This window comes from Curtobacterium sp. SORGH_AS_0776 (assembly GCF_031453355.1).
Taxonomy (GTDB): Bacteria; Actinomycetota; Actinomycetes; order Actinomycetales; family Microbacteriaceae; genus Curtobacterium.
Window position 1 is genome coordinate 3,113,058 of the sequence record NZ_JAVIYU010000001.1, and the last position, 21,556, is coordinate 3,134,613.

Here is a 21,556-nt window from a genome sequence, read left to right on the forward strand (position 1 = left end):
GACCGCGGTGCAGGACCACGGTGTGGAACCACGAAACCGACGTCGAACCAGGGTGCGACCGTGGTTCGACGTCGGTTTCGTGGTTCGACGCTCGCGTCGGCGCCGGGCGCGTCCGGCGCGCCGGCGCGTCGGCGCTCAGTACAGGGCGCTCGCCAGACGCCGGCGCGCGGCGACCACGCGCGGGTCTTCGGTGCCGATCAGCTCGAAGTACTCGACGAGCCGCACGCGGAGCGCCTCGCGCTCGTCCCCGAACACCGTCGGGACGAGGTCGAGCAACCGGCCGAACGCGTCGTCGACGTGCCCGCCCGAGATGTCGAGGTCGGCGACCGCGAGCTGCGCCTGCACGTCGGAGGGCCCGGCGGCCGCAGCAGCCCGGATGTCGTCAGCGGTGCGACCGTTCAGCCGGTCGAGCAGCGACACCTGTGCGAGCCCGGCGACGGCCATCTGGTCGTGCGGGTCCTGCGCGATCGCGGTCTTGTACTCCTGGATCGCGGTGGCGTAGTCGCCCTGCTCGATCGCGTCGTACGCGGCCTGGTGGTGCGGCGGCAGCGGCTCCGGCTCGGGCTCGCCCTGCTCGACTGCGTCGGCCGGGGCCGCTCCGTCGACCGTGACGCGGCCGGAGACACCGTTCTCGGCGGCTGCGGCGAGGACCTGCTCGTAGACGTCACGGACCTGCGCCTCGGGCAGCGCACCGACGAAGAGCCCGAGGGGGCGTCCGCCGATGAGCGCGGCCACGGTCGGGATCGACTGCGCCTGGAACGCCTGCACGAGCTGCGGGTTCGTGTCGGCGTCGACCTTGGCGAGCAGCACACGGCCGTCGTACTCGGCGGTGAGCTGCTCGAGGATCGGCGAGAGCTGCTTGCACGGCCCGCACCACTCGGCCCAGATGTCGACGATCACGGGGACGATCGTGGAGAGCTGCAGGACGTCCTGGAAGGTCTGGTCGGTGACGTCGAGGACGAGCGACGGGACGGTCAGGTCGGCACCGGTCTCGCTGCCGGGAGCACCGGCGGCGACGCCGGACCCGGGGCCGCCGGCAGCGGCCCCGCCGGGCTGGGGCGGCCGCTGGGCGCGGTCCACCAGGGACGACAGGTCGACGGCTCCGCGGAGACCGGACGGGGTCGGGGGGACGTTGGTCATTGCACCTCACTCGCTGCTGTCAGGCCCTGCGTGAACCCGAGCAGGACCACTTTGTCATCGGTGCCCACCGGGGGCACGTAGAAGAGCAGCTGCACGCCGTAGGTCGCGCTGATGCCCTTCGTGCTGGAGTCGACACCGGAGAGCGCCTTCACCGCACCCTCGGTGTTCACCTCGGCGCCGGCCGCGGTCGGCGTGACCTTCTCGACCTCGTTCAGGTCGGCGGACACGAGCGCTCCGGCACCGTCCGTCGCGCGATCGCCACGGCGCTGTCGTCGGGGACCTCGGACGAGTACTCGATCTTCGCGGTGTCCGGCAGCGACTCGGACTTCTTGTCCTTGTAGGCCTTGCCGATGGTCGACCGGAGGCCGTCGCCGTCCGCCTGGAACAGCGACGCGTACGAGCTGTCCTTGTCCTTGGAGAGGATGTCGCCGTACGCCTTCGCGATCTCGTCGGGTGCGATGGCGAGCAGCTTCGTGTTCGACGCGAGCAGGGCGGCGCCGATCGACGTGGGCGCGAGGCTCGGGATCTTCGCCGCGGCCTCGAGCGAGACGTCGTAGGCGACCTTGTAGTCGTCGCGGGCGGAGTCCTGCACGAGCGTCAGCGCCTGCGGGGCCGACTTCGCGTCGCAGTCCTCGGCGACGACCGCGAACACGGTGCGCGGCCACGAGTCGGTCTGCTGCGGCAGCGCCACGCACACCTGCTCCCCCGAGATCGTCGGCGGGGCATCGACGTCCGAGTCCTTGCCGCGGATCGTGTAGTTCGCCGCGCGCAGGTCGAGTGCCGCACCCGTGAAGCGCTGCTCGGCGAGCGTCGCGTCGCGAGCATCGTCGGCACGCTTGGCCACGTACGCGACCCGCTGGACGATCCGGGTGATCTGCTGCTTCGTGGCGGCGGTCGGCTCGGTCTGCGCAGCCGTCCCGGTCGCCGTCGCGGTGGGCGTCGGGCTCGCCGCGGACGCCCCCTGCGGCCAGTAGTCGGACGAACAGCCGGCGAGACCGAGGGCCCCGACGAGCAGGACCGGTATCGCCACGAACGCCCGGCGGCCGCGACGACCGCGGACCGGTACCTGGGCGCCGGCGGCCGCGGCACGGCGTGAGGCACGCACGCGCGGCGGGCGGGAGCCCCCGCTGCGGCGGCGCGGTCCGCGACCACGACGCTGGTGCACGAACGCCCAGACGAGCAGGACGATGCCGCCGACGAGGAACACGCCACCGGCGACGAGGAGCGGACCGACCGACGGCGTCGCGGTGTCGCGCGGCCACGTGACCGAGACGTCGCTCGGCGCCGCGGCCGTGCCGTCGCCGACGATGATCACGCTGACGTCCTCGGGCAGACGGACGGTGAACTGTCCGGCACTGTCGTACTCCTGGTACCAGAGGTCGCTTCCCGCGGGGTTCGGCACGGTGGACTCGGACCCGGTCGTGCGGCCGACGAGCTTCGCCTGCTCGGCGTCGAACCGCATCGTCGTGTGCTTCGCGTCGCCGATCCAGGCGTCGACGTCGCTCGTCTTGCCGTAGGCCGCGAACACCTTGCCGGAGCCGGAGACGTTGATGCGCTGGTAGCCGGGGTTGGCGTTGAGCGTCGAACCCGGGATCACGGTCACCGGGGCGGAGCTCTTCGAGGACGATGCCGCGACGAGGGTCGATGGTGGCTCGAACACGGTCCGTTGGCCGACCGCGAGCGCGACGAGCAGCAGACCGATGACGAAACTGACGATCGCCAGGACGAATCGCACGGATCTTCTCCCTACCGCGCCGGGGGTGGGGTGTCGGCGCGCGAATCAGCGCTCCAGGATAGCGAGGGAGTCTGGGCGGCGCATCCCCCACCGCTGTCGGCGGTCACAGCCCGCCGTCCCCGCACGCCACTACAATCGTGGCCGGGCCTTCCCTGTGCCCTCCGCCGAGCACCCAGGAGCGAACACGTGGCGAACGACGAGGCAGAGTTCGGGACCGAGCTGCGCGGGTACCGCCGCGAAGACGTGGACCGCGCGCTGAACGATCTGCGTCGCGAGCTCATCAAGTCGAACAACGACCGCGCTGACGCCGCGAAGGAAATCCGACTCCTGCAAGCACGCGTCTCCGAGCTGCAGGGCGAGCTCGACGAGGCCGGCACCCCCACGTACAGCGGACTCGGCACCCGTCTCGAGTCGACCCTCCGCGTCGCCGAGGAGCAGTCCACGCGGCTCATCAGCCAGGCCGACATCGACGCGCAGCGGCTCCGTGCCTCGAGCCGCGCCGAGGCCGACCGCACCCTTCGCGAAGCGCAGGACGAAGCCCGCGACACGCTCGAGGACGCCCGCACCCGGTCGACGAACGAGCTCACCCGTGCCCGCGCCGAGTCGGCCGACACCGTCGAACGCGCCCGCGCCGAGGCCGGGCTCCTGACGCAGGACGCCCGCAACGAGGCCGCCGCGATCCGCGGTGCCGCCGTGACCGAGGCGGCCGAGGTCCGCTCGGTCGCGATCCGCGAGACGAACGCGCTGCGCGCCCAGGTCGAGCACGAGGTCGCCGAGCTCCGCGAGGTCACCCAGCGCGAGTCCGCCGAGGCCCGTCGCGCCGCCGCCGACCTCGACCGCGAGACCGAGCACCGCCGCAGCGTGTTCGAGGCCGACCACGCCCGCCGCGTCGAGGACCTCGACCGCGACGAGACCACCCGCCGCGACGCCCTCGAGCGCGAGATCGCCGAGGGTCGCGCCGCCTGGCACCGTGAGCGCGACGACGAGCAGCAGGCCCACGCGCTCGAGCTCGAGACCGGACGCGCCGACCTCGCCGCCGAGGTCGACCGCCGTCGCGCCGAGCTCGACACCGAGCTCGCCGACCGCCGCCGTGTCCTCGACGAGGAGCTCGCGGCCGCCCGCGCCGAGTGGGACCGCGAACTCGCCTCGGCCCGCGCCGCGCTCGAGCAGGAGATCGAGGCTGCACGCGCCCAGCTCCGCGTCGACGAGGAGCAGACCCGCACCGAGAACGCCCGGCTGGTGCAGGAGACCGCGGACCGCATCGCCCGCGAACTCGACGAGCACGCGACGCGCATCGAGCGGGAGCGCGCCGAGGCCGAGGCGACCGCGGAACGCGCCGCCCGCGAGCACGAGAACGAACTCGCCGCCCGCCGCGAACGCGAACACGCCGAGGTCGACACCGAGATCGCCGACCGCCGCACCGCCGAGCTCGGCACGCTCGAGGCCGAGCGCACGGCGCTCCGGCAGGAGATCGACACGGCCCGTGCCGACCTCACCCGCGAGCGCGACGAGGTCCGTGCCGAGATCGCCCGCGAACGCGACGAGGCCCGCACGACCCTCGAGTCGGAACTCGCCGCCCGACGCGACGACGCCGAGCAGGACTACCTGCAGAAGCACCACGACACGGTCACCGAGACGCAGAAGTACCTCGACGAGGCGAACCTGCAGCTCGCCGAGGCGACGCGCCGCGCGACCGAGGCACGCGAACGGGCCGAGCGCCTCCAGCAGGAGGCCGACGACCTCGAGCGCTCCAGCACCTCGGACGCGCAGGAGCACGCACGCACGATCGTCGCGGACGCCCAGGACCGCGTGCACAAGATGATCGCCGACGCCGAGGAGCGCACCGCCGCGATCATCGCCGAGTCCGAGGACCGCCTCGCGGCCATCCGGACCGAACGCGACGCCGTCGCCGGCTACCTCGAGAACCTCCGCGGGGTCCTGACCAACGCGACCGGTCTGCTCGGCACGGCACCGTCGGTCGACGCCGCGGAGCCGGCCGAGCTCGTGATCGAGCCCGACGACGAGTCGGTCACCGACGACGCGACGGTCACCGACGACGAGGACGCGACCACGCGCTGAGCGTCGGCCGGTCCAGGAGGCGCGACCCGCGCCTCCTGGACCGGCCCGCGTCGGCGACGCGACCCGTTCCCCGCGACCCGGCCCGTCCGTCAGTCGGTGACGTGCGTCGGCAGCGGTGCACTGCCCGGCACGACGAGGTCCGCGATCGCGTCGAGCACGATCCGGACGTACTTCTCCCCCACCCAGAGGTGCTTCGCCCCCTCGACCGGGACGACACGGACGTTCGGCGCGATGGCGAACCGACGTGCTGCCTCGTCCGGTTGCAGGAAGTCGTCGTACTCGGGGACGAGGGCCACGACGGGGACGGACACCTCCCCCCAGCGGGCGATCTCGTCGTCGGTGGCGCGGTGCAGCGGCGGCGAGAGCAGGACGACACCGGCGACCCGGCCGGCCTCGACGTGCTCGAGCGCGTGCTTGAGGATCACCTCGGTGCCGAACGACCACCCGACGAGCCACGGTGTCGGCAGACCGCGGTCCACGACGTCCGTGACGGCGGCGCGCAGGTCGAACCCCTCGGAGACGCCGTCGCCGAAGACGCCCTCGGACGTGCCGCGCGGGGACGTCACCGAGCGGAAGTTGAAGCGGAGCACCGCGATGTCCGCGAGGGCCGGGAGCCGGGCCGCCGCCTTCTTCAGCACGTGCGAGTCCATGAAGCCGTGCGCGGTCGGCAGCGGGTGCAGCGTGACGATCGTGCCGCGAGCAGCGTGCTCCAGCGGCTCGGCGAGCTCTCCGACCAGGGTGAGGTGGTCGTCCGTGACGAGCTCGATGTCGGTGCGTCGGGCCGGCAGCTCGGTGTTCGACCGGATCTCGGTGGTCATGCGATGCTCCAGCAGTGGTTGTGCCAGTGGCGTCGGGACGCCAGGTCGGCCTCGTCCCCGAGGACACCGTCGGCACGCCAGACGACGACGTGCGCCACGCCGGGCAGCACGGTGCCCCCGCAGCCCGGGCAGATGTACTCCTTCTGCGCCGAGGCGGCGGAGATGGGCTGCACGAGGTACTCACGCCCGCGACGCACCTCGGTGCGCTTCCACGAGCTCATCATCCGGTCGAGACCGGTGGGCTCGTCGTCCTGCTCGGGACCGCGGCCCCGAGGGCGTCGCGGCCGGTTGCTCCGCGGCACCTGCGTTCAGCCGATCAGTACCAGTTGTTCGCGACGCTGTGGCCCCAGGCACCGCACGGCGTGCCGTAGACGCCGGAGATGTAGTTGAGGCCCCAGGTGATCTGCGTCGCCGGGTTCGTCTGCCAGTCAGCGCCGGCCGATGCCATCTTGCTGCCGGGGAGCGCCTGCGGGATTCCGTAGGCACCGCTCGGGTTGTACGCGTTCACGCGCCAGCCCGACTCCTTGTTCCAGAGCGAGACGAGGCAGTTGTACTGGTCGGTCCCCCAGCCGCGCGCGGCCACCATCTCCTGCGCGATGGCCTGGGCGCTGCCCGGGTCCGGCGTCGCAGCGGCCGCCGCGAGGGTGTTCGAGGCGCTCACCGAGGCGGTCTCGTCCGTGGCGGTGTCCGCGTCGGCATCCGTGGTGTCGGTCTCGGTCTTCGGCTTCTCGACGACCTTGGGCTTCGGGAGCGTCACGCCGTACGCGTCGCGGGAGACGTCGAACGCGGCGTAGGTGCCGTGCGCCGTGTACTCCTGCGGGGCAGCCGGCGCCTTGACGAGCACCGGAGCGGAGACCGCTGCCTGGGCCACGTCGGGCTGCAGCGGGTTGAACAGCGAGCCGACGACGATGCCGGACACCGCGAAGAAGGACAGCACCGGCACTGCAGCGCGCTTGCGCACGAAGGTGTTCATGCTCTGCGGCGACGACGACGGCTTCGCCCCTGCGGCGACGGCGCGGGCACGACGCTGCTTGACGATGCGGGGGTCGGCAGGGGTGGCGGGCACCGTGTGGGCGACCGACGCCTGCGCGTCCGTCGTGTCCGACACGCGGTTCGCCGCGACCGACTTGGGGGCGACGGCCGGAGCGGTCGGCACCGATGCCGTGACCACCGTCGGGTTCGCCGGGAGGACCGAGTTCTCCGCCGTGCGGGTTCGGTTCAGTGCCGCGCGGCGCTCACCGGCGGCCGTGAGGCCGAGGTGCTCGCGGGTATCGCGGTCGGAGCTGATGTCTGCCGTGTGCCTGCCCATGAGTTCGACCAGGATAACGGAACGATCACGGAAAGCGAAGCACCCGCCACCAGCGCGTCGTCAGCGGACAGCGAGCATGACCTCGACCACGGCGTCGAGCAGCGCGTCGACCTGTGCTTCGCGGTAGCCGCCGTGCTTGGGTCGGAAGACGATCGAGCGGACCTCGGTCAGGCTGAGCGGCTTGCCGTCGCGGAAGTAGCCCTCGAGCCGCTTCGCGAAGGCGTCGACGTCCTTCGGGTGGTACCCGGTGCCGAGGAAGCTGACGCGACCGAAGCGCTGCCCGTCCGGACGCTCGAGACGCGCCACGACGTCGGAGGCCTTCGACCGCGCTTCGGCGTACCAGGCCTTCTGCCCGATGTCCGCGATCTCCCGCTCGCGCTCACGAGCCGCGAAGGCGTCCTCGAGCCGTTCGAGTGCGGCGTCGACGTGTGCGGTGGAGTAGCCGCCCTTGCGCATCGAGAAGGCGGTGGCCCGGATCTTCGCGGCCTCGATCGCCGGAGCGGTGTCGTTCGCCGTGTAGGCGCGGCGGGCGTCCTCGAGGAAGCGCTCGACCTCGTCGACGTCGTATCCGAGGGCGGAGCGGTCTGCGTTCGGGAAGGTGGTGGCCACGGCGACATTCTGCCAGGACCGGACCATGGTGTGACCTGGACGCGCTGGGGCGTGGGCCAGGGGTCCGTTCAGTGGTTGACGACGAGGTACAGCACGTAGGCGACGGCGGCGGACGGCAGGATGCTGTCGATGCGGTCGAGGAGTCCACCGTGCCCGGGCAGGAACGACGAGATGTCCTTGATGCCGAGGTCGCGCTTGATCATCGACTCGGTGAGGTCGCCGAGCGTGGCGGACCCGGAGATGAGCACGCCGAGGATGATGCCCGTCCACCAGGGCAGCCCGAGCATGAGCCACGAGACGAGGATGCCGACGATGATGCTGGCGGCGACCGAGCCCGCGAATCCCTCCCACGTCTTCTTCGGGCTGATCCGGGGCGCCATCGGGTGCTTGCCGAGGTTGAGCCCGGTGGCGTACGCGCCGGTGTCGACCGCGACGACCACGAGGATGAAGCCGATCACCCAGAGCTGCCCGCTGGGCTGTGCCGCCAGCAGCACCACGCAGGCGCCGAGGAGCGTGATGTAGGCCTGCACGAACAAGCCGTTCGTGAGGTCCCGCACCACGTTGCCCGCGGCCGGCTTCGGACGCGCGATCGCGACCTCGACCAGGCGCCAGAGGCTGATGAACACGATGCCGCCGAGGAGCGTGAACAGCGCCGGGATCTGACCGCCGATGAACGCCGCCGGCACGATCGCCACACTCACGATGACGCTCGGGATGCGCGGCACGTCGCGCCCGGCGAACCGCATGGCGCTCGCGAGCTCGTAGACGCCGACGCCGAGCAGGAACGCCCCGACGACCATGAACGACGGCTTCCAGATGAGCAACGAGCCGAGCATCACGACCGCGAACGCCAGGGCGATCCCGATCGCGGCCGGCAGGTTGCGTCCGGTGCGTGCCGTCAGCGCCTCGTTGCGGGCGCCGAAGTCGGCCTTCCGCTGCCGGAGCTGCGCCTCGAAGTCAGTGCGTGCGGCTCGTGCGCGCGCGTCGAAGTCCTGACGCAGCCCCTTGGCGGAACGCTTCTCTGCTGTGGGGCGGTCACCGCCCTGGTCCGGACGGTGCATCAGACCTCGAGGAGTTCGGCTTCCTTCTTCTTCAGCGAGTCGTCGATCTGGTCGACGTGCTTCTTCGTCAGGGCCTCGAGGTCCTTGTCGCCACGGGAGATCTCGTCGTCCGAGATCTCGCCCTTCAGCGCGTCGAGGTCGTCCTTGGCCTTGCGGCGGATGTTGCGGATGACGACCTTGTGGTCCTCGCCCTTGCTCCGGACGAGCTTGACGAACTCCTTGCGGCGGTCCTGCGTGAGCTCCGGGATCGTCACGCGGACGATGTCACCGTCGTTCGTCGGGCTGGCGCCGAGGTTCGGGAACGTCGCGATCGCGCGCTCGATCTCCTTGAGCGCCGTCTTGTCGTACGGCGTCACGATGAGCGTGCGGGCCTCGGGGGTCTGCAGCGACGCGAGCTGCGCGAGCGGCGTCGGCGTGCCGTAGTACTCGACCGGGATCTTCTGGAAGAGCGCCGCGTTGATGCGGCCGGTGCGGACGGTCGAGAAGTCGTCCTTGGCGACCTCGACCGCCTTCGCCATCTTCTCGGTGGCTTCGGTCAGGACATCACTGATCACGGTGTTACTCCTTCGGTACTGGCGTCGAGTCTAGTCAGCGGACGGGGTCAGTTGCTGACCACCGTGCCGATGCGCTCGCCCCGGATCGCGGCGGCGACGTTGCCGTCGCCCTCCATGCCGAAGACGTGCATCGGCATGCCGTTGTCCATGCAGAGCGAGAACGCGGTGGCGTCCACGACCTTGAGGCCCTTCAGGAGCGCGTCCTGGTAGGTGACGTGGTGGAGCTTCTCCGCCGTGGCGTCCTTCTTCGGGTCCGCCGTGTAGACGCCGTCGACGCCGTTCTTGGCGACGAGGACCTCTTGTGCGTCGATCTCGAGGGCACGCTGCGCGGCGACCGTGTCGGTCGAGAAGTAGGGCAGGCCCGCCCCGGCACCGAAGATGACGATGCGCCCCTTCTCGAGGTGCCGCTCGGCGCGCCGCGGAATGTACGGCTCGGCGACCTGGGTCATGCTGATCGCCGACTGCACCCGCGTGGCGGCTCCGGCCTGCTCGAGGAAGTCCTGCAGCGCGAGGGCGTTCATGACCGTCCCGAGCATGCCCATGTAGTCGGCGCGCCCGCGGTCCATGCCCCGCTGGGAGAGCTCGGCGCCGCGGAAGAAGTTCCCGCCGCCGACGACGATCGCGACCTCGACCTCCTGCGCGGCGACCGCGATCTCCTTGGCGATCGTGCTGATGACGTCCGGGTTCACACCGAGCGAACCGGCACCGAACGCCTCCCCCGACAGCTTCAGCAGGACCCGGCGGCGTCCGGTCTTCTCGTTCGTCATGTGGTCGCACCCTTCGTCGAATGTCTCGTGGGAATCTACCCGGCCGCAGCCGGTCCGGCGGAGGCGGGTCGCGCCTCCAGTCGGTGCTCGCGCGTGTCGGCGCGCGAAAACGGGGCCCGGAACCTGGTGGTTCCGAGCCCCGTCACGGGTTCGTTACGCGCCGACCTTGACGCGGGCGAAGCCCTGGATCATGATGCCGGCGTTCTCGGCGGCCTTCGCGACGGACAGCTTGTTGTCCTTCGCGTAGTCCTGGTCGAGGAGCGCGACCTGCTTGCGGTAGGCGTTGAGGCGACCCTCGACGATCTTCGGCAGGGCGGCCTCGGGCTTGCCCTCCTCGCGCGTGATCGCCTCGACGGTCGCGCGCTCCTTCTCGATCGCCTCGGCCGGGATCTCGTCCCGCGTGAGGTAGGTCGGGTTCGCGAACGCGACGTGCTGCGCGATGGAACGGGCCTCGGCCGCGTCGGAGCCCGAGTAGGCGATGACGACGGCGATCTGCGGCGGGAGGTCCTGGCTGGTCTTGTGCAGGTAGACCTCGAACGCGTCGCCCTCGACACGGGTGACCGTGCGGAGCGCGAGCTTCTCACCGAGGGCGGCAGCGGCCTCGTCGATGACCTCGGCGACCGTCTTGCCGTCCAGCGGCGCAGCGTTGCCGGCCTCGACGTCGGCGGCACCGGCGGCGGCGACCGCGGCGACGACCTTGTCGGCGAGGGTGGTGAACTTCTCGTTCTTCGCGACGAAGTCGGTCTCGCTCGCGAGCTCGACGACGGTCGCGGCGCCACCGTCGGTCGACGCGACGACGACACCCTCGGAGGTCGCACGGTCGTCGCGCTTGGCGACGGCCTTCGCGCCCTTGATGCGGAGCAGCTCGACGGCCTTGTCGTAGTCGCCGTCGGCCTCGACGAGCGCGTTCTTCGCGTCCATCATGCCGGCCCCGAGGTCCTCGCGGAGCTTCTTCACGTCAGCAAGGCTGTAGTTGGCCATTGACTGGAGTCCTTTCTGGACTGAGCGTTTGTGGAGAGTGGAGCAGGGGCGCCGGACCGATCGGCCCGACGCCCCCGATGGTCACTCGGCGGGGGTGGTCTCCGCAGCGGCCTCGGCCTCGGCCGTCGGCTCTGCGTTCTTCGCGTCGTCGGCGATCGGCTCGCCGATCTCCTTCGCGGCGACCTGCGCGTCAGCGTCGTTCTCTTCGACCGGGGTCTCGGCCTCGGCAGCGGCGGGCGTCGCGGTCGCAGCGGCCGGCGCGGCGGTCTCGCCACCGAGGAGCTCCTGCTCCCACTCGGCGAGGGGCTCGGCCGCAGCCTCGTCGTCGCCACCGTTGTGGCGGGTCTTCAGACCCTCGGCCGCGGCGTCGGCGACGATGCGGGTGAGGAGACCGACGGAGCGGATCGCGTCGTCGTTGCCCGGGATCGGGTACGTGATCTCGTCGGGGTCGCAGTTGGTGTCGAGGATGCCGATGATCGGGATACCGAGCTTCTGCGCCTCGTCGACGGCGAGGTGCTCCTTCTTGGTGTCGACGATCCAGAGCGCGCTCGGGGTCCGCGTGAGGTTGCGGATACCACCGAGGGTCTTGTGGAGCTTGTCCAGCTCGCGCTTCTTGATGAGGAGCTCCTTCTTGGTGAAGCCCTTCGTCGTGTCGTCGAAGTCGATCTCCTCGAGCTCCTTCATGCGCGCGAGGCGCTTGGAGACCGTCTGGAAGTTCGTGAGCAGACCGCCGAGCCAACGCTGGTTGACGTACGGCTGGCCGACGCGGGTCGCCTGCTCGGCGATGGAGCCCTGGGCCTGCTTCTTGGTGCCCACGAAGAGGATCGTGCCACCGTGCGCGACCGTCTCCTTGACGAAGTCGTACGCGCGGTCGATGAAGGCCAGCGACTGCTGCAGGTCGATGATGTGGATGCCGGAGCGCTCGGCGAGGATGAATCGCTTCACCTTCGGGTTCCACCGACGGGTCTGGTGTCCGAAGTGGACGCCGCTGTCGAGCAGCTGGCGGATGGTGACGACGGCCATGTGCCGTCCTCCTTCTGTCTTCTCGGCGCGCAGCCGTGCTCTTGCACGTCGCTGCGGACCTGTTGCGGTTGTGTCGATCACGACCGTCGGTCGTGGTCCCTGGTGCCCTGGCACGCGACCGCCCGCTCGTGAGAGCGAGACCGATGGTCGAGTGCCGCGCCGGTGACGGCGCTGTGGACACGCGAAGTCAGCGCGCCGGAGCGCACTGCTGATCAGATGCTAGCAGACGGTGGACGCACAGGAGGCGCGGTGCGGGTCGGACCCGCACCGCGCCTCCTGGACGGTGGTGACGCTGGTGCGTCAGGCCTTTGCGTCGACCGTGTCGCCCTCGGCCGTGATGCCCATCTCCTCGAGGGAGCGGCCCTTGGTCTCCGGGATCTTCGCGATGACGAAGAAGAGGGAGAGCAGGGCGAACAGCGCGTAGATGCCGTAGGTCACGGTCAGGTTGAAGCCGGACAGGACGGGGAACGTGATGGTGACGAGGAAGTTCGCGATCCAGTTCGCCGCGGACCCGATGCCGAGTGCCGTCGCACGGATGCGGTTCGGGAACATCTCACCGAGCAGGACCCACATGAGCGGGCCCCAGGTGGCGCCGAACGACACGACGAAGAGGTTCGCGAAGATCAGCGCGATGACGCCCCACGCACCGGGGAGGTTCGGCTCGCCGTTCACGATCGTCGCCTGCGAGAACGCGATCGCGACCATGAGCAGCGACACGAACATGCCCGTCGAACCCGCGATGAGCAACGGCTTCCGACCGAGCTTGTCCACCGTGAAGATCGCGATGAAGGTGACGGCGACGTTCACGACCGAGGTGATGGTCGAGATGAGGAAGGACTGGTCCTCCTTGAAGCCGACCGCCTGCCAGAGCGTCGTCGAGTAGTAGAAGATCACGTTGATGCCGACGAACTGCTGCAGCACCGCGAGGATGATGCCGACCCAGACGATCGGCTGGAGCCCGAAGCGGTTGCCCCGGATGGAGCCCTTCTTCTCGCTGGCCTCCTTCTTGATGCCGTCCTGGATCTCCTCGAGGCTGGTGTTCACCGTGTCGCGCGGCACGATCTTGCCCATCACCTCGCGCGCGTCGTCGGTCCTGCCCTTGGCGAGGAGGAAGCGCGGCGATTCGGGGAGCGTGATGGCGAGGACGCCGTAGACGACCGAGGGGATCACGCCGACCAGGAACATCCAGCGCCACGCGGCGAGGCCGAGCACCTGCTCCGAGGCGCCGCCGGCGGTCACCGCGAAGAGCTGGTCGGACAGGAGCGCGGCGAAGATACCGAGCGTGATCGCGAGCTGCTGGAACGAGGCCAGGCGACCGCGGATGGCCTTCGGCGAGACCTCGGAGATGTACGCCGGCGCGATGACCGACGCGGTGCCGATGCCCAGACCGCCGACGAGGCGCCAGATCACGAGGTCCCAGGTGGCGAACGCGAACGCGCTGCCGATCGAGCTCACGAAGAACAGGACGGCGGCCCAGAACATGACGCGCGTGCGACCCCAGCGGTCCGCGAGGCGGCCGGCGAAGTAGGCGCCGAACGCGCAGCCGATGAGTGCCGAGGCGACGGCGAAGCCGCTCGCTGCCTCGGACAGGCCGAACTCGCCCTTGATGGCCTCGACCGCACCGTTGATGACGGACGAGTCGAATCCGAAGAGGAAGCCGCCGACCGCTGCCGCGATGGCGAACAGCGTGACCTTCCCCTTGAATGCACGGTCTTCGCCGTGCTGCGTTGTCGCGTTCGACACGATGCTCCAGGTTTCCCGCCGCCGTGCGGGATGCTGCACGGTGCCCCGGCGGTCGGCTGGTTCGCCGTCCGAGCGGCGTTGCGTGTTCCGGAGCGGCCCCGACTGTACTCCCGGATCGGGCGCGGGGGCCAACCGGGCGCGCGGGCGGGGGGGTGGGTGCGGCGCGCGGGCGGGGTGGGTGCAGTCCGACTCGGAACGACATGGTCGACGTCGTACGACAGCGATGTTGTCGCTCCGGCGCGCACGCAACGGTTGCGTCCGCCCGGTTGCGACATGGTCGACGTCGTACGACACCGATGATGTCGCCCGTTGCGCACGCATCGGGCGCGCTTCACCCTCCACAAGCCAGGAGGCGCGGCTCGCCCTCCACAGTTCGACGCACCGCCGACACCCTCCGCGTCCACCGCCGGAAGGCTGTGCCCATGCCGTTCCGTCATCCAGTCCCCGCCGTCGCCGTCGGCGCGGTCGTGGTGCTCGTCGTGTCGCTCGTCGTGTGGCTTCTCTCCGCGGGCAACCGGTGGGCGGCCGGCGCACCGCTGGTCGAGACTGGCCGACTCGTCACCGGACCCGGTGCCGTCCCAACCGTGGTGGACCGGGTCGTCCCGCCGCCGCTCGAGGATTCCCGTGCCGACCTCGGCCGCGCGACGGCGGAGGCACCGTGGGTGTGGCCGACCGGCAGCCGGGTGGTCGGCCGTCCGTGGGAGGCCCCGGCGGACGACTACGCAGCGGGCCACCGCGGGATCGACGTCGCGGCACCGCTCGGGACCGTGGTGGTGGCCGTCGACGACGGGACGGTGACGTTCGCCGGGCAGGTCGCCGGACGCGGGGTCGTGACGATCGACCACGGCGGCGGGCTCCGGAGCACGGTCGACTCCGTCGCGCCCAGGGTCGCGACGGGGGACGCCGTGGCGCAGGGTGACGCGGTGGGCACGGCGTCGGTCGGTCACTGTCCGGCAGCGAACCCGTGCCTGCACCTCGGCGCACGGCTCGACGACCGGTACGTCGATCCGACGCCGTACCTGCCCGCGGCGGCGTGGCCGGTGCTGCTGCCCGAGTCCGCCTGGACGGGGTGAGTCCGGTCAGGCGCGGGGGTGTGCCGTGCGGTAGACCTCCCGCAGCCGTGCGGAGGAGACGTGCGTGTAGATCTGGGTCGTCCCGAGGCTGGCGTGCCCGAGCAGCTCCTGCACGGCACGGAGGTCCGCTCCCCCGTCGAGCAAGTGCGTCGCCGCCGTGTGCCGGAAGGTGTGCGGACCGCTCGGGCCCTCGCCCGGCAGGTCCTGCAGGAGCCGAGCGACGATCCGGTACGCGCCTCGGACCCCGAGCCGGCCACCGCGGTCACCGAGGAACAGCGCGTCCGCTGCCGGCGCGGCGTTCCGGGCACCGCCGACCGCCGCGCGGCCACCGCCCGCCGCGTGGCCACCGCCCGCCGCACGGCCGTCGCCCGCCGCACGGCCGTCGCCCGCCGCATGGCCGTCGCCCGCCTGCGCGCTGGTGAGCAACGCCGGGCGACCACGGTCGAGCCACGCCTCGAGCGCGTCGCGTGCGGGAACCCCGAACGGCACGACGCGCTCCTTCCCGCCCTTGCCGAGCACCCGGACGGTCAGCCGGCCCCGATCGAGGTCGCGCACGTCGATGCCGACGAGTTCGCTCACCCGGATCCCCGCCGCGTACAGGAGTTCCACGACCGCGAGGTCGCGGAGCGCGCCGGGATCGTCGGTCGCGGCCCGAGCGGCCAATCCGTCGAGCATCGTCCGGACCTGGTCGGACGACACCACGCGCGGGAGGTGCGACGCCCCCTTCGGCGCCCGGAGCCGCACGCCCGGGTCGGACGCGATCCACCCGGACTCGCTCGCCCACCGGGTGAACGCCCGGACCGACGACGACCGGCGAGCGATGGTGGACCGAGCCAGGCCCCGGTGGTCGGCGTCCCACAGCCAGTCGCGCAGCAGCTCGAGGCCGAGGTCCGACAGCCGATCGATTCCCCGAGTGGTGGCGAACGCGACGAGCTGCTCGAGGTCGTTGGCGTAGGCGCGGACAGTCTGCTCGCTGAGTCCGCGGCCGTGGCGGGCGTGCGCGAGGAACGCGTCCACCGCCACTGCGAGCCGTTCCCCGGTGCGTTCCGTCACCCGCCCAGCGTAGGTCCGACGTCCGTCATCGTCGGCACCATCCCTCGGCCACGGCCACCACCAGCCCCTCGAGCTGCGCCAGGGCGAGCGCGTCCGCCGTGTCGTCGACGGAGAGCCCGCTGCGACGGGCGATCTCCTCCACCGGGAGCGGCCGCCGGTCGAGTGCGTCGAGCGCCCGCGTGACGTGCGGATCCGACCGGGTCCCGAGGGCGAGGACCTCCGCCACCGGCGGCGCGTCGTGGTCGGCGACCGCGGACACCGCTGCGACCGGGTCACGGGGCTGGACGACGATCTGGGCGTTCCCGTCGGCGATCAACCGGTGGCACCCGACCGAGGCGGCCGACGCGAAGGGCCCGGGCACGGCGAACACCGGACGACCGAGGTGCAGCGCGTGGTGGGCGGTGTTGAGCGCCCCCGACCGAGCAGCGGCCTCGACGACCACCGTCGCCCCGGAGAGGGCAGCGATCAGCCGGTTGCGGTGCAGGAAGCGCCACCGCGTCGGCCGGGTCCCCGGTGGCGACTCGGACAGCACCCGGCCCCGTCCGAGCACGTTGCGCAGCAGGTCGTGGTTGCCCGCTGGGTAGAACTGGTCGACACCGCCGGCGAGCACCGCCGTCGTGGGGGTCCCGGCGGCGACGGCGACCCGGTGGGCCACTGCGTCGATGCCGTACGCGCCACCGGACACGATCTCGACGCCGTCGTCCGCCGCGACGGAGGCGATCTCCGCCGTGGCCTCGGCTCCGGCGACGGTGTTCGCCCGGCACCCGACGATCGCGAGCGCCACGCGGCAGCCCGCGGCGCCGACCGGGTCGTCCAGCTCGGATCGGCTCCAGAGCACGAACGGCGCGTGCGGCCCGAGGTCCTCCAACCCGCTCGGCCACTCGGGCGTGCCCGGGACGAGGAGGCGCGCGCCGACCGCCGTGGCGGACGCCATGGCCGCGACGGCGCGGTCGTCCGCTCCCCCGAGTCGCGGTCGCCACCGGTCGAACGCCGACTCGAGTGCCGCGCGGACCCGGTCGGGTCCATCGGCGAACGAGGCGTCCGTACCGACCTGCTCGAGGAGTTCGCTCGCGCCGCCCGCAGCCGCACGACGGACCAGTGCGAGGGACTCGTCCGGTCCGAGCGCTGCGACGAGTTCTCCCGCGACGGCGTCGCCCGGTTCGGCGAGGACGCTCCAGACGACCCGGGCGAGGGTGTCGTCGCCGGCCGGCGCGGTCACAGCGCGCTCCGCAGTGTCAGCGCGCGCCGGACCTCGGCGGAGCCCGGACGCTCGACGTCGTCGAGGTCGGCCATCGTCCACGCCAACCGCATGACCCGGTCCCACCCCCGCATCGTCAGCGTGCCGAAGTCGAGTGCCCGGTCGAGGGGTGCCGTCGCGCCCGGCTCTGCCCGGCCTTCCGACCGGAGCCACGGCCCGGTGACCTCGGCGTTGCAGGCCCAGCCGGTGCCGAGCAGCCGATCGGCCATCCGACGTCGGGCTGCGGCCACACGCGCTGCCGCCTCGGCGGTGGTGGGCGCGGTGCCCTCCGCCGAGCGGATCGTGCCCGTCGTCACCCGGGGCACCGCCACGCGGATGTCGATCCGGTCGAGGAGCGGTCCGGAGAGACGGCCGAGGTACTTCCGCACGGTGCTCGGGCTGCACGAGCACAGCGGGCCACCCCGGGTCCCCGCGTTGCCGCACGGGCAGGGGTTCGCCGCGAGCACGACCTGGCACCGTGCGGGGAACTCGGCACTGCCGACGCTGCGGTGGATCGTGATCCGACCGGACTCGAGCGGCTGGCGGAGCGCGTCGAGGACCGCCCGCGGGAACTCGGTCGCCTCGTCGAGGAAGAGCACCCCGCGCGTGGCCCGCGACACGGCACCGGGGCGGAGGAGCCCCGAGCCCCCGCCGATCAGGGCCATCGCCGACGACGAGTGGTGCGGCGCTTCCCACGGCGGTCGCACACTCCAGGACTGGTTGCCGAGCCCGCTGACGGAGCGGACGGCCGCGACCTCGAGCGCTGCCTCGGGGTCGAGGTCCGGCAGGAGCCCCGGCAGCCGCTCGGCGAGCATCGTCTTGCCGGCGCCGGGCGGGCCGAGCAGGAACACGTGGTGTCCTCCGGCCGCGGCCGCGATCACCGCCCGGACGCCGACGGCGTTGCCGATCACGTCTGCGAGGTCGTGCACGTCCGGACGGACCTCAGCCACGGCGGGCTGCAGGACGGGGTCGGTCTCGACCGGCGGCAGGAGCGCACCGGCGGTGATCGCGCTCGCCCGGAGCGACGGTGTGCCGATCACCTCGACGCCCGGCACGATCCGGGCTTCCTCGACGTTGCCGAACGGCACGACGACCGTGTGGATGCCGGCGTCCCGCGCGGCGATCACCATCGGGATGACCCCGGGCACGGGCCGGACCCGCCCGTCGAGTCCAAGCTCGCCGATGTACGCGACGTCGCGGGAGACCTGCGGCGCGATGCCCTCGGCCCCGAGGACCGCCATGGCGATGGCGAGGTCGAACCCGGAACCACGCTTCGGGATCGACGCCGGGGTGAGGTTCACGGTGATCCGCCGCGCCGGGAGCGGACAGCCGGCGACGGCGCTGGCCGACCGGACCCGCTCACGCGCTTCGCCCAGGGCCGCGTCCGGCAGCCCGATGATGCTGAAGCCCGGCAGCTGGCTCGTGAGGTGCGCCTCGACCTCGATCACACGACCCTGGACCCCGACGAGCGCGATCGCGGACGCGCGCCCGATGTCCGTCGTCACAGCAGGCCCGCCACGTGCTCGACCCCGACGCGGTCACCGTGGACGTGCACGGCGACGGCATCGATGCGGATCATCCGCGCCGACACCTCGGGATGGTCCGCGAACCAGGCCGGCACGAGGCGGCGCAGTCGTGTGACCTTCGATGCCGTGATCGCCTCGAACGGATGGCCGGTCGCGTTCCCCGACCGGGTCTTCACCTCGATGAAGCACAGCGTGCAGGACTGCCACGCGACGATGTCGATCTCCCCGCGGGCGCATCGCCAATTGCGTTCGACGACGCGGAACCCGTGGCGTTCGAGCCATTCCGCGGCCTGTTCTTCGCCGAATCGTCCGAGACTGCTGTTCCGCAGCGGTGTTCGTTCCATGTCGTTGCCTCCGCCACGACGATCCCGGGAATCGAAGCGCCATCGAGTCGCACCTGACGATTTGTGGACGGGAATCGGCGGAAGACGACTTGTGGAGGACAAGGAAGGACCCCGGTCGGCCGAAGCCGTCCGGGGTCCTGCAGCAGGGGCACTCAGTGTGCGGCTGCGTACGCTTCCTGCACTTGGGTGGAGATACGCCCGCGGGTCGAGACCTCGTACCCGTTCTCCTTCGCCCATTCACGGATCTTGGCGAGCTCTTCCGAGTTGCCGCGCTTCGGCGCCGCCTTCGGAGCAGTCCCACCGGAACGGCGGCCGGAGACCTTGCGCGCAGCGGCGACGTAGTCGGAGATCGCCTCACGGAACTTGTCGACGTTGTCGTCGGTCAGGTCGATCTCGTACGACGATCCGTCGAAGGCGAATTCGACGGTCCGACCCGAGCCGGCGGTGATGGGCGTGTCGTCGAGATCGTCGACGAGTTGAACGGTGACCTTCTGTGCCATGACGTGCTCCTTGTGCAGGGGGACGGGAAATCCCCTTCACGTTAGCGGGCGGAATGCATTCCGGCACAATTGTCTCGGCGATTCTCAGATCCACCGAAAAGAAGTGAAGATCACTCGTCGAGCGCGAGTTCTTTCGGCAGCTCGAGTTCGCGGGAAGTGAGTTCCTCGACGTTCACGTCCTTGAACGTCAGCACCCGGACGGACTTCACGAATCGGTCGGAACGGTAGACGTCCCACACCCAGACGTCGTTCATCGTCAATTCGAAGTAGAAATCGTGTTCGGTGTCACGGCGGGCGAGTTCCACCTCGTTGGCCAGGTAGAAACGTCGCTCGGTCTCGACCACGTACCGGAACTGCGACACGACGTCGCGGTACTCGCGGTACAGGGCCAGTTCGACCTCGCGGTCGTAGTCGTCGAATTCGTCGTCATCCATCGCGCCCACAGTCTACGGCGACGGGAGCACCGACGACACACCGCGACCGACCCGCAGCCCGACGCGCGACCGAACGCGCTCAGCCCGCCAGCGCGTCCAACTCGGCGAACCCGTCCAGCGCCACGCTCGACGCCTGGTGCAACCAGCTCTTCCGGTGCAGTGCGTGCGCCCCCACCGATCGGATCGCGTCGTAGTGCGCCGTCGACCCGTACCCCTTGTTCGACGCCCACGCGTAGTGCGGCGCCTCGTCGTGCGCAGCCGTCATCAGCGCGTCACGGGCGACCTTCGCCACGACCGACGCCGCCGCCACCGAGGCGCAGTCCCGGTCGGCCTTGACCCGCACGACGACCTCGAGCGGGTCGGACGGCAGCCGGAGCGTCATCGGGACGGCACGGGTGAGCCAGTCGAACGAGCCGTCGAGCACGACCACGGCCCCGTCGAGCGAGAGGCCGTCCGCCACGAGGGCCCCGATCGCCGACGCACCGGCCTGCCCGAGCGCCGGCACGATGCCCTGCTCGTCGACCACCGAGGCGGACGCCATCCCCACCGCGGTCCGGGTCCACCGGCGGACGACGGGGTCGAGGGCCTCGCGACGAGCGGCGGTGAGCAGCTTCGAGTCTGCGAGTCCCTGGGGCACCCGGCCGATGTCGAGCGTCACGGCAGCGACCCCGACGGCGACTGGCCCGGCGATCGCGCCGCGGCCGACCTCGTCCATCCCGATGACGGTCACCCGGCCGTCGGCCAGGAGCTTCTTCTCGAGCCGGAGCGACGGCCGGACGGCGGTCACTTCCCTCGCTCCTCCACGCCCGCGAACACCTCGGGGTGGTCGTCCAGCCAGGTCCACCGGCTCGACGGCCACGAGATGACGAAGGCACGGCCGGTCACGTCGGACAGCGGCACGAACCCCTTCGACGGGGTGTCGCCGTTGTACCGCGAGTCCTTCGAGTCGTAGCGGTTGTCGCCCATCACCCAGATGGTGCCCTTCGGCACGGTCACCGAGAAGTCGGTCCCCGAGGCGCGGGTCTCCCCCGTGGGCAGCTTGAGGTACGGCTCCTTGATCGGCACGCCGTTCACGGACATCTGCCCGAGGTCGTTGCAGCAGGACACCTTGTCGCCGGGCAGGCCGATGACGCGCTTGATGAGGTGGTCGTCGCTGTCGCCGGTGCCGAGGCCGACCTGGGTGAGGAGCCAGTCGATGGCCTTCGCCGGCTGCGTCGTCGGCGTCACGTTCGGCACCTCGGAGCCGGTGAGCCACCCGCCCGGGTCCTTGAACACGACGACGTCACCGCGCTTGAGGGACACCACGTCGGGCACGAGCTCGTTGACGATCACCCGGTCGTTGATCTGCAGCGTGTTCTCCATCGACGCCGACGGGATGTAGAACGACCGGATCAGGAAGGTCTTGACGAGGAACGAGACGAGCAACGCCGCGATGAAGATGATGACGAGGTCGCGGAGGAAGGTGAGGACACCGTTCCGCTTCTTCTCGACACGGGGCCGGCGCCCGGTTTCGTCAGTCGTGTCCGTCATTTCCGCTCTCGTTCAACCACAGGATCCCGTCGCGGACCGC

23 protein-coding genes are annotated in these 21,556 nt (G+C 71.2%); 2 read left to right on the plus strand and 21 right to left on the minus strand.

Annotated features, from left to right (window positions below):
- Positions 1 to 135 precede the first annotated feature (135 nt).
- From QE359_RS15235 to QE359_RS15245, 3 genes are read right to left on the minus strand one after another with little or no spacing between them, the layout of a single operon-like run.
- Positions 136 to 1,140: a tetratricopeptide repeat protein gene (locus QE359_RS15235; RefSeq protein ID WP_309779823.1), complete on the minus strand. Its 1,005-nt coding sequence runs from the start codon at positions 1,138 to 1,140 to the stop codon at positions 136 to 138.
- A complete protein-coding gene (locus QE359_RS15240; RefSeq protein ID WP_309779824.1) occupies positions 1,137 to 1,367 on the minus strand; it encodes a hypothetical protein in 231 nt (76 codons plus the stop codon). The genes QE359_RS15235 and QE359_RS15240 overlap by 4 nt, the downstream gene beginning before the upstream one ends.
- Positions 1,352 to 2,875 (minus strand): hypothetical protein, encoded by a 1,524-nt coding sequence (locus QE359_RS15245; RefSeq protein ID WP_309779826.1) that lies wholly within the window; start codon positions 2,873 to 2,875, stop codon positions 1,352 to 1,354. Before QE359_RS15245 ends, QE359_RS15240 begins: the two co-directional genes overlap by 16 nt.
- A gap of 186 nt (positions 2,876 to 3,061) precedes the next feature.
- On the opposite strand from QE359_RS15245, the gene QE359_RS15250 reads away from it, so the two are divergent.
- Positions 3,062 to 4,954, plus strand: coding sequence for a hypothetical protein (locus QE359_RS15250; protein ID WP_309779828.1), 1,893 nt, complete (start codon positions 3,062 to 3,064; stop codon positions 4,952 to 4,954).
- Between the two features lie 89 nt (positions 4,955 to 5,043).
- On the opposite strand, the gene QE359_RS15255 is transcribed toward QE359_RS15250, so the two are convergent.
- From QE359_RS15255 to QE359_RS15300, 10 genes are all read right to left on the minus strand, one after another.
- Positions 5,044 to 5,772, minus strand: coding sequence for an alpha/beta family hydrolase (locus tag QE359_RS15255; RefSeq protein ID WP_309779829.1), 729 nt, complete (start codon positions 5,770 to 5,772; stop codon positions 5,044 to 5,046).
- A complete protein-coding gene (locus QE359_RS15260) occupies positions 5,769 to 6,074 on the minus strand; it encodes a hypothetical protein (protein WP_070416388.1) in 306 nt (101 codons plus the stop codon). The genes QE359_RS15255 and QE359_RS15260 overlap by 4 nt, the downstream gene beginning before the upstream one ends.
- A 14-nt stretch (positions 6,075 to 6,088) precedes the next feature.
- The gene (locus tag QE359_RS15265) at positions 6,089 to 7,081 is read right to left on the minus strand and encodes a transglycosylase SLT domain-containing protein (protein ID WP_309779831.1); all 993 of its coding nucleotides are present in this window, start codon (positions 7,079 to 7,081) and stop codon (positions 6,089 to 6,091) included.
- A gap of 60 nt (positions 7,082 to 7,141) precedes the next feature.
- Entirely contained in the window at positions 7,142 to 7,690 is a 549-nt protein-coding gene (locus QE359_RS15270) for a DivIVA domain-containing protein (RefSeq protein WP_070419098.1), read from the minus strand.
- A 68-nt stretch (positions 7,691 to 7,758) separates the two neighbouring features.
- Positions 7,759 to 8,751, minus strand: a complete 993-nt coding sequence (locus QE359_RS15275; protein WP_175473642.1) for a phosphatidate cytidylyltransferase — start codon at positions 8,749 to 8,751, stop codon at positions 7,759 to 7,761.
- Positions 8,751 to 9,305, minus strand: coding sequence for a ribosome recycling factor (gene frr / locus QE359_RS15280; RefSeq protein ID WP_070416389.1), 555 nt, complete (start codon positions 9,303 to 9,305; stop codon positions 8,751 to 8,753). Before frr ends, QE359_RS15275 begins: the two co-directional genes overlap by 1 nt.
- 47 nt (positions 9,306 to 9,352) lie before the next feature.
- Positions 9,353 to 10,072 (minus strand): UMP kinase, encoded by a 720-nt coding sequence (gene pyrH, locus QE359_RS15285; RefSeq protein ID WP_070416390.1) that lies wholly within the window; start codon positions 10,070 to 10,072, stop codon positions 9,353 to 9,355.
- Positions 10,073 to 10,225: 153 nt separating this feature from the next.
- A complete protein-coding gene (gene tsf / locus QE359_RS15290) occupies positions 10,226 to 11,053 on the minus strand; it encodes a translation elongation factor Ts (protein ID WP_309779832.1) in 828 nt (275 codons plus the stop codon).
- Positions 11,054 to 11,134: 81 nt separating this feature from the next.
- The gene (gene rpsB, locus QE359_RS15295) at positions 11,135 to 12,076 is read right to left on the minus strand and encodes a 30S ribosomal protein S2 (protein WP_070416392.1); all 942 of its coding nucleotides are present in this window, start codon (positions 12,074 to 12,076) and stop codon (positions 11,135 to 11,137) included.
- A 300-nt stretch (positions 12,077 to 12,376) separates the two neighbouring features.
- The gene (locus QE359_RS15300; protein WP_071296160.1) at positions 12,377 to 13,819 is read right to left on the minus strand and encodes a sugar porter family MFS transporter; all 1,443 of its coding nucleotides are present in this window, start codon (positions 13,817 to 13,819) and stop codon (positions 12,377 to 12,379) included.
- Between the two features lie 422 nt (positions 13,820 to 14,241).
- On the opposite strand from QE359_RS15300, the gene QE359_RS15305 reads away from it, so the two are divergent.
- On the plus strand, positions 14,242 to 14,892 hold the full coding sequence (locus tag QE359_RS15305) for a M23 family metallopeptidase (protein WP_309779833.1): 651 nt from the start codon (positions 14,242 to 14,244) through the stop codon (positions 14,890 to 14,892).
- A 6-nt stretch (positions 14,893 to 14,898) separates the two neighbouring features.
- On the opposite strand, the gene QE359_RS15310 is transcribed toward QE359_RS15305, so the two are convergent.
- The 8 genes from QE359_RS15310 to lepB all read right to left on the minus strand — a co-directional run bounded on the left by QE359_RS15310 (position 14,899) and on the right by lepB (position 21,516).
- Positions 14,899 to 15,945 (minus strand): tyrosine recombinase XerC, encoded by a 1,047-nt coding sequence (locus QE359_RS15310; RefSeq protein ID WP_309779834.1) that lies wholly within the window; start codon positions 15,943 to 15,945, stop codon positions 14,899 to 14,901.
- A 25-nt stretch (positions 15,946 to 15,970) separates the two neighbouring features.
- Positions 15,971 to 17,164 (minus strand): DNA-processing protein DprA, encoded by a 1,194-nt coding sequence (gene dprA, locus QE359_RS15315; RefSeq protein WP_309779835.1) that lies wholly within the window; start codon positions 17,162 to 17,164, stop codon positions 15,971 to 15,973.
- Entirely contained in the window at positions 17,161 to 18,687 is a 1,527-nt protein-coding gene (locus QE359_RS15320; RefSeq protein WP_309779836.1) for a YifB family Mg chelatase-like AAA ATPase, read from the minus strand. The genes dprA and QE359_RS15320 overlap by 4 nt, the downstream gene beginning before the upstream one ends.
- Positions 18,684 to 19,154, minus strand: a complete 471-nt coding sequence (locus tag QE359_RS15325) for a YraN family protein (RefSeq protein ID WP_309779837.1) — start codon at positions 19,152 to 19,154, stop codon at positions 18,684 to 18,686. Before QE359_RS15325 ends, QE359_RS15320 begins: the two co-directional genes overlap by 4 nt.
- A 50-nt stretch (positions 19,155 to 19,204) precedes the next feature.
- Complete coding sequence (locus tag QE359_RS15330; RefSeq protein WP_070416398.1) at positions 19,205 to 19,552, minus strand: Lsr2 family protein; 348 nt, start codon at positions 19,550 to 19,552, stop codon at positions 19,205 to 19,207.
- Positions 19,553 to 19,662: 110 nt separating this feature from the next.
- Positions 19,663 to 19,986: a DUF2469 family protein gene (locus tag QE359_RS15335; RefSeq protein ID WP_070419101.1), complete on the minus strand. Its 324-nt coding sequence runs from the start codon at positions 19,984 to 19,986 to the stop codon at positions 19,663 to 19,665.
- A 79-nt stretch (positions 19,987 to 20,065) separates the two neighbouring features.
- A complete protein-coding gene (locus tag QE359_RS15340) occupies positions 20,066 to 20,773 on the minus strand; it encodes a ribonuclease HII (RefSeq protein WP_309779838.1) in 708 nt (235 codons plus the stop codon).
- Positions 20,770 to 21,516: a signal peptidase I gene (gene lepB, locus QE359_RS15345; RefSeq protein ID WP_309779839.1), complete on the minus strand. Its 747-nt coding sequence runs from the start codon at positions 21,514 to 21,516 to the stop codon at positions 20,770 to 20,772. The genes QE359_RS15340 and lepB overlap by 4 nt, the downstream gene beginning before the upstream one ends.
- Positions 21,517 to 21,556 lie beyond the last annotated feature (40 nt).